The 6,141-nt window shown below is 59.0% G+C and carries 7 protein-coding genes; all 7 read right to left on the minus strand.

All coding sequences use genetic code 11. The features are described from left to right. Nucleotides 1-8 precede the first annotated feature (8 nt). Nucleotides 9-878, minus strand: a complete 870-nt coding sequence (locus tag J2Y56_RS24125; RefSeq protein ID WP_310353106.1) for an aldose 1-epimerase — start codon at nucleotides 876-878, stop codon at nucleotides 9-11. Between the two features lie 76 nt (nucleotides 879-954). Then, nucleotides 955-2,235, minus strand: a complete 1,281-nt coding sequence (locus tag J2Y56_RS24130; protein ID WP_310353108.1) for a TRAP transporter large permease — start codon at nucleotides 2,233-2,235, stop codon at nucleotides 955-957. Continuing rightward, entirely contained in the window at nucleotides 2,236-2,763 is a 528-nt protein-coding gene (locus tag J2Y56_RS24135; RefSeq protein WP_033049793.1) for a TRAP transporter small permease, read from the minus strand. An 82-nt stretch (nucleotides 2,764-2,845) separates the two neighbouring features. Further along, nucleotides 2,846-3,817, minus strand: a complete 972-nt coding sequence (locus tag J2Y56_RS24140) for a TRAP transporter substrate-binding protein (RefSeq protein ID WP_007949310.1) — start codon at nucleotides 3,815-3,817, stop codon at nucleotides 2,846-2,848. 66 nt (nucleotides 3,818-3,883) lie between these two features. Next, complete coding sequence (locus tag J2Y56_RS24145) at nucleotides 3,884-4,771, minus strand: SMP-30/gluconolactonase/LRE family protein (RefSeq protein WP_310353111.1); 888 nt, start codon at nucleotides 4,769-4,771, stop codon at nucleotides 3,884-3,886. A gap of 52 nt (nucleotides 4,772-4,823) precedes the next feature. After that, nucleotides 4,824-5,645 (minus strand): NAD(P)-dependent oxidoreductase, encoded by an 822-nt coding sequence (locus J2Y56_RS24150; protein ID WP_007949314.1) that lies wholly within the window; start codon nucleotides 5,643-5,645, stop codon nucleotides 4,824-4,826. Nucleotides 5,646-5,912: 267 nt separating this feature from the next. After that, nucleotides 5,913-6,141, minus strand: a 229-nt coding sequence (locus tag J2Y56_RS24155) for an OprD family outer membrane porin (RefSeq protein WP_310353114.1), incomplete at its 5' end; no start/stop codon positions are given.

Genomic DNA, 6,141 nt, shown 5'->3' on the forward strand with positions numbered 1-6,141 from the left:
TGGCGTTATCAGAGCGCGCGATACTGCAGGCTGAACCCGAGTTCAACCGACTCACCTTGCTCCAGCAACTGCAACCCCGGCCGACCCGGCAAGTGATGCGCGTTGACGGGGTGGCTAACCGGTTCGATACAGAAAAACGCCAGATCGACCGGGCAGTAGAGCAGGTAGTAATCGCTGCCGGTGGCCTGGCATTCCAGCGCATAACCGAGGTCGGGTTGCTGGATCAGGCAATGGCCGTCCCAGTGGCAGAAGCCGTTATCCACCAGCGAGGCGGGTAGGGCTCCCAATTGACCAAAGTCCCAGTCGGCGGGCAGCTCGATCAACTCAGTCGGTAATTTTGAGCCATTGCACAGCCAGACTTGCTCGGCCTTGGTCTGTAGCTGCGTGTTCGCGGTGCGCGGAAAGTAGGGGTGCAAACCGAGCCCATGCCATGCGGCTTGCTCGGCCAAGTGGGTGACTTGCAGCTCGATGCTCAATTGCCCTTTGTTCAACTGGAAGCGTTGCCGGGCGCGATAAGCGAAGGGTGTGCTGCTGTCGAGTTGCAGGACCACTTCGTTGGCGGATTGTGACACCACCAGCCACGGTTGTTGCCAGGCGCTGCCGTGGATGGGCAGCGGATCGGTGAGGCTGTTGGGCGTCAGGGCCAGCCAGCCATCGGGGCAATCGAAGCCACCTTCGGCAATGCGGTTGGACCACGGGGCCAGGGGATAGCAACCGAGCTTGCCTGGCAGACCGGTGTTCAGTGCATGGGAATCATTGTGACGTAGCAGCGGTTGACCAGTGCTGAGAACGGTCCAGTTGACAATACTGCCGCCGATCTCGGGGGCAAGGGTGAGGTGGGTCAGTTCGTCTTCAAGTTCGATCAGTGTTGGTTTCATGTTCACCATCGACAGCAGGAAATGCGTGGAATGCCTGCTTCAGGAGCCCGCAAAACCGGGCTCCTGAAGAAAAGCGTTACAGGACCAGATGCGGCAACCACAGCGACAGCGCGGGAATGTAGGTCACGGCCATCAGCACCAGGAACAGTACGCCGTAGAACGGCAGCAACGCTTTCACGGTTTTTTCGATACTGACCTTGCCCACTGCCGACCCCACAAAAAGAACCGCACCCACTGGCGGTGTGATCAAACCAATCCCCAGGTTCACCAGCATGATCATGCCGAACTGCACCGGGTCCACGCCAATGCCCAGGATCACCGGCATCAGAATCGGTGTCAGGATCAGGATCAGCGGCGCCATGTCCATCACGGTGCCGAGCAACAGCAGCATGACGTTGATGCACATCAGGATCACGTAACGGTTGTCCGACAGGGTCAGGAACATCGTGGTGATCTTCGACGGGATCTGCATCAGCGTCATGATGTAGCCGAAGCTGGCGGCAAAACCGATCAGAATCATCACGATCGAAATCGTGCGCACCGTGCGGTGCATCAATTTCGGCAGTTCACGCCACTTGTAGTCGCGGTAGATGAACATGGTGACGAAGAACGACCACAGCACGGCGATCGCCGCCGATTCAGTCGCGGTGAAAATACCCGACAGAATACCGCCGAGGATGATGACCATCGCCATCAGGCCCCACATGGCTTCGCCGCAGATCTTCAACGCTTCGCGCATCGGAATGACTTTACCCTTGGGGTAGTCACGTTTCCTGGCGAAAATCAGGCACAGCACCATCAGGCACGCGCTCATCAGCAAACCCGGCACCACGCCCGCCATGAACAGCGAGGCAATCGACACCGTACCGCCAGCGGCCAGGGAGTAGAGCACCGAGTTGTGGCTCGGCGGGGTCAGCAGGGCTTGCACCGAGCCGCTGACGGTAACCGCCGTGGCGAACTCCCGTGGATAGCCTTCACGCACCATTTCCGGAATCAGTACCGAACCGACCGAGGCGGTGTCCGCCACCGAAGAGCCGGAGATTGCGCCGAAGAAGGTCGAGGCCATGATGTTGACCAGTGACAGGCCGCCACGGACGAATCCGACCAACACCCCGGCGAATGCCACGAGCCGGCGGGACATGCCACCCTCGGCCATGATCGCGCCGGCCAGGACGAAGAACGGAATCGCCAGCAAGGAGAATTTGTTCACGCCCCCGGCGACTTGAATCATCAGTGCCTGGAACGGGATATCGATCCACCAGGCGCCGATCAGGGCGGCAAGCCCCAGGGCGTAGGCGACCGGCATGCCGATCAGAATCAAAGCAATAAAGCTGCCCAGCAGAATCAGAGCGTCCATTTATGCGGCACCTTCATTTTCTTCAACCAGGTCGAAACGCACGACCCGACGGTTGCTCTGGTCCCCGAGCAAGAGTTTTTCCAGCACAAAGATCAACGTCAGCACCCCGCCAATCGGGATCGGCATGTAAGTGATGCCTACGCGCAGGGTCGGAATGGCGCTCATGAACTGGTTCCAGGTCGACAGGCAAAGCTTGGTGCCCCAGATGGCCATGAACAGGCAAATGGTGGCCATCAACAGCTGGGAAAACACGCTCATGTATTTGCTCATTTCGGGCGACATGCGATCGGTGATCATCGCCACCGCCATGTGCGCGCCGGCGCGATAACTGGCCGCGGCACCGATGAAGGTGAAGACCATCATCAGCAGAATCGCAGTGGGCTCCGGCCAACTGGAGCCGGTGCCAAGGACGTAACGGGCAAACACGCCCCAGGGAATCATCAGGGAAATGGCGAGCACCGACAGCCCCGCGACCCAGATGCAGGTCATGTAAATCCTGTCGTTGATGCGCAACAGCAGATTTTTCATCGAGTTTTACCGTAACCGGGCGCGCACCGACCGACATCAATGTCAGTCAGTGGCGCCGAGCCTTTCTTGAATGCAGGGAGGATTACTGAACGGCTTCGATACGCTTGATCAGGTCGGCATAAGGGGCGCCGTATTTTTCGCGGATCGAGGCGGTTGCCTCATAGAAAGGTTTTCTGTCGACGGTGATGAACTCTACGCCAGCGGCCTTGAGTTTTTCTTCACTGCTGGCCGATTTGGCGTCCCACAGGGTGCGCTCATGCGCCTGGGCGGCTTTGGCGGTTTTCTTCACCAACTCCTGCTGCTCGGGGGTGAGTTTGTTCCAGGTGATTTTCGACATCACGATGGGTTCTGGCAGTATCAGGTGCCCGGTCAGGCTGTAGTACTTGGCGTTCTGGTAGTGGTTGTGTTCCAGCAGGGTCGGCGGGTTGTTTTCCGCGCCGTCGATCACGCCAGTCTGCAAGGCACTGAAGATTTCGCCGGTGTCCATCGCGATGCCGTTGCCGCCCATGGCATTGATGGTCTCGATGAACATCGGGTTGCCTTGCACGCGGATCTTCATACCTTTGAGATCGGCGAGGTTGCGCACCGGTTTTTTGCTGTAGATATTGCGCGTGCCGCCATCCATCCAGGCCAGGGCGACCAGGTTGAATTCCGAGTTGGTGATCTTGTCGAGGATCGCGTCGCCGACGTCACCGTCGATGACTTTGCGCATGTGCGCCTGATCACGGAACACAAACGGCATGTTGAACACGTTCACGTCCGGGACCACCGGGCCGACGATCCCCAGGCTGACCCGGGCCATCTGAATGGCGCCGACCTGTGCCTGTTCGATCACTTCCTTTTCCGAGCCCAGCACTCCGCCGGCGAACATCTTGAAGGTCAGTTTGCCGTCGCTGTCGGCCACCAGGGTTTTGCCCAGTTGCTCCTCGGCCACGACTGTCGGGTAACCCGCAGGGTGGATGTCGGCGAACTTGATTTCCAGCGCGTGAGCGGCGCTGCTCAGGGAGAAGGCGAGCGGGAGTGCAGCGGCGAGCAAGGTGCGTTTGAAGTCCATGGGGGTGTCTCCAGTTTTATTGTTTTTTTTGTCAAAGGCACAGCGATGCAGCAGAGGTGGTTATGGTCAGACGTGGAAAAGAGGCTCCGGTAATCCTTTGACGCCGGGGTTGAGCGCGAACACGCCACCGGCCAGGGATTGCTCGTCATGGTCGTCACCGGGGCGGATCGAGGTCACGAACAGCGTGTCCAGTCGACTGCCGCCGAAGGCGCACATGGTGGGTTTTTTCACTGGTACGGTGAGGGAACGGTCCAGACGACCGTCGGGGGTGAAGCGGTGGATCAGCCCGGCGTCGTTGGCGCAGATCCAGTAGCAACCCTCGGCATCCACAGCGGCGCCATCGGGGCGACCGCAGAACTGATTCATGTCGACGAACAGCCGCCGATTGGTCGGCGTGCCGCTGTCGATGTCGTAGTCAAAGGCCCAGATCTGCTGAACCAGGGGATGAGAGTCGGACAGGTACATCGTGCGGCCATCGGGGCTGAACCCAAGACCGTTCGGGACGATAAACCCGCCCAGTTGTGCCTCGACGGGCCCGCGTTGACTAGCGCTGTAGCGGTAAAGGGCGCCTTCGGCGATGTTGGCGCCCATGTTCAACACCATGCTGCTGGCCCAGAAACGTCCCTGACGGTCACAACGGCCATCGTTCAGGCGCATGTCGGTTCGGGCGTGGTCGACGTTCGCCAGCACTTGACTGTCGAGGCTGCCGTCGTTGTGCGGATGCAACTGGAAAAACCCGCTTTCCATCCCGGCCACCCAACTGCCGTCAGCCTGACGGGCGATGCATGCCACCATTTCTGGAGTTTTCCAGGCGTGGACATGACCGTTTTCGGCGCTCCAGCGTTGCAGGCCCCCGGCGGGAATATCCACCCAGTACAGGGCGTCTTCCTCGGGGACCCACACCGGGCATTCACCGACAGCATTACGGGCATCGACAATCAGTTCAGCGGACATGGCAACTCATTCCCTGGGTTTTTGTTGTGGGGATCAAGCGAGAAGCAGTGCTTCAATCACCAAACGGGCCGGCCGCGCAAAAGGCACCGCCCTGGTAGACCCGAGCCGGATCATCAGCAGCAGGCATCGGTTGGGCTTCGACTTTTTCACGGAACACTTCGGAGGTGTCCTGCGGTGCGTAACCCAAGGCCGTGGCGTAACGGTTGTCCCACCAGATGTCCTTGTTGTCGGACATGCCGTACACGATGGTGTGGCCGACGTTCGGGGTGTACAGCGCGCGTTCGAGCAGTTGGGTCAGGTCGCCAAAGCTCAACCAGGTGCTCATCATCCGGCGGTTTTGCGGTTCCGGGAACGAAGAACCGATGCGCACGCTGACGGTTTCGATGCCATAGCGATTGAAGTAGAACGTGGCCATGTCCTCACCGTAGGACTTGGACAAACCGTAATAGCTGTCCGGTTGGTGAGGGGAGTGGGCGTCGATGACTTGGTCTTGCTTGTAGAAACCGATGACGTGGTTGGAACTGGCGAAGATCACCCGCTTCACACCGTGGCGGCGCGCGGCTTCATAGATGTGGAATACGCCACAGATGTTGGCGCCGAGAATCTCTTCGAACGAGCGCTCAACCGACACACCGCCGAAGTGCAGGATCGCGTCCACGCCTTCGACCAATTGATGCACGGCTTGCTTGTCCGCCAGATCGCACGGCACGACTTCTTCGCGATCATCGATAGCCGGGGCCATGGCCGCGATGTCCGACAGGCGAATGACGTTGGCGTAAGGGCGCAGGCTTTCGCGCAGGACTTTACCCAGGCCACCGGCGGCACCGGTCAGCAGCAGGCGATTAAATGGGAGGCGGGTGGTTGTAGTAGTCATGGGAATCCTGGACACGCAGTCGTTGTAAAAATTTGTTGTAGGTTGTCGTACGACATCTTGAGATATTGTTAGGCAATCCGGGTCTTGTCAACGCGACTTTGGTCGAAATGGACGGAGGGTCATTCCCTGTTGCAGTAACGCCAATCCTCCGGACTGAAATGCAATCCTTGTGGGAGTGAGCCTGCTCGCGATAGCGGTGGATCAGTCAACCAATGGCTGATTGAAAGATAGCAATCGCGAGCAGGCTCGCTCCCACAGAGGTCGGGTTTACAGCAACGAAATCGGGTAGTTGATGATGATCCGGTTTTCATCGAATTCGTTGTTGCTGTAGTCGCGACGCATGGTCGAGTTGCGCCATTTGACGTTTAGGCTTTTCAACGGCCCGCTTTGCAGCGTGTAGGCCAGTTCCGATTCGCGGCCCCATTCCTTGCCATCGGTGATGGTGCCGGTGTGGATGTTGTCGCCGCTGATGTAGCGGTTCATCAACGTCAGGCCG

Origin of the sequence: Pseudomonas sp. BE134, assembly GCF_031456105.1 — a bacterium.
In the GTDB taxonomy this organism is placed as follows: Bacteria; Pseudomonadota; Gammaproteobacteria; order Pseudomonadales; family Pseudomonadaceae; genus Aquipseudomonas.

Coding starts and splice junctions, on each gene's coding strand:
- J2Y56_RS24125 (WP_310353106.1), bottom strand. CDS start 878: ATGAAACCAACACTGATCGAACTTGAAGACGAACTGACCCACCTCACC.
- J2Y56_RS24130 (WP_310353108.1), bottom strand. CDS start 2,235: ATGGACGCTCTGATTCTGCTGGGCAGCTTTATTGCTTTGATTCTGATC.
- J2Y56_RS24135 (WP_033049793.1), bottom strand. CDS start 2,763: ATGAAAAATCTGCTGTTGCGCATCAACGACAGGATTTACATGACCTGC.
- J2Y56_RS24140 (WP_007949310.1), bottom strand. CDS start 3,817: ATGGACTTCAAACGCACCTTGCTCGCCGCTGCACTCCCGCTCGCCTTC.
- J2Y56_RS24145 (WP_310353111.1), bottom strand. CDS start 4,771: ATGTCCGCTGAACTGATTGTCGATGCCCGTAATGCTGTCGGTGAATGC.
- J2Y56_RS24150 (WP_007949314.1), bottom strand. CDS start 5,645: ATGACTACTACAACCACCCGCCTCCCATTTAATCGCCTGCTGCTGACC.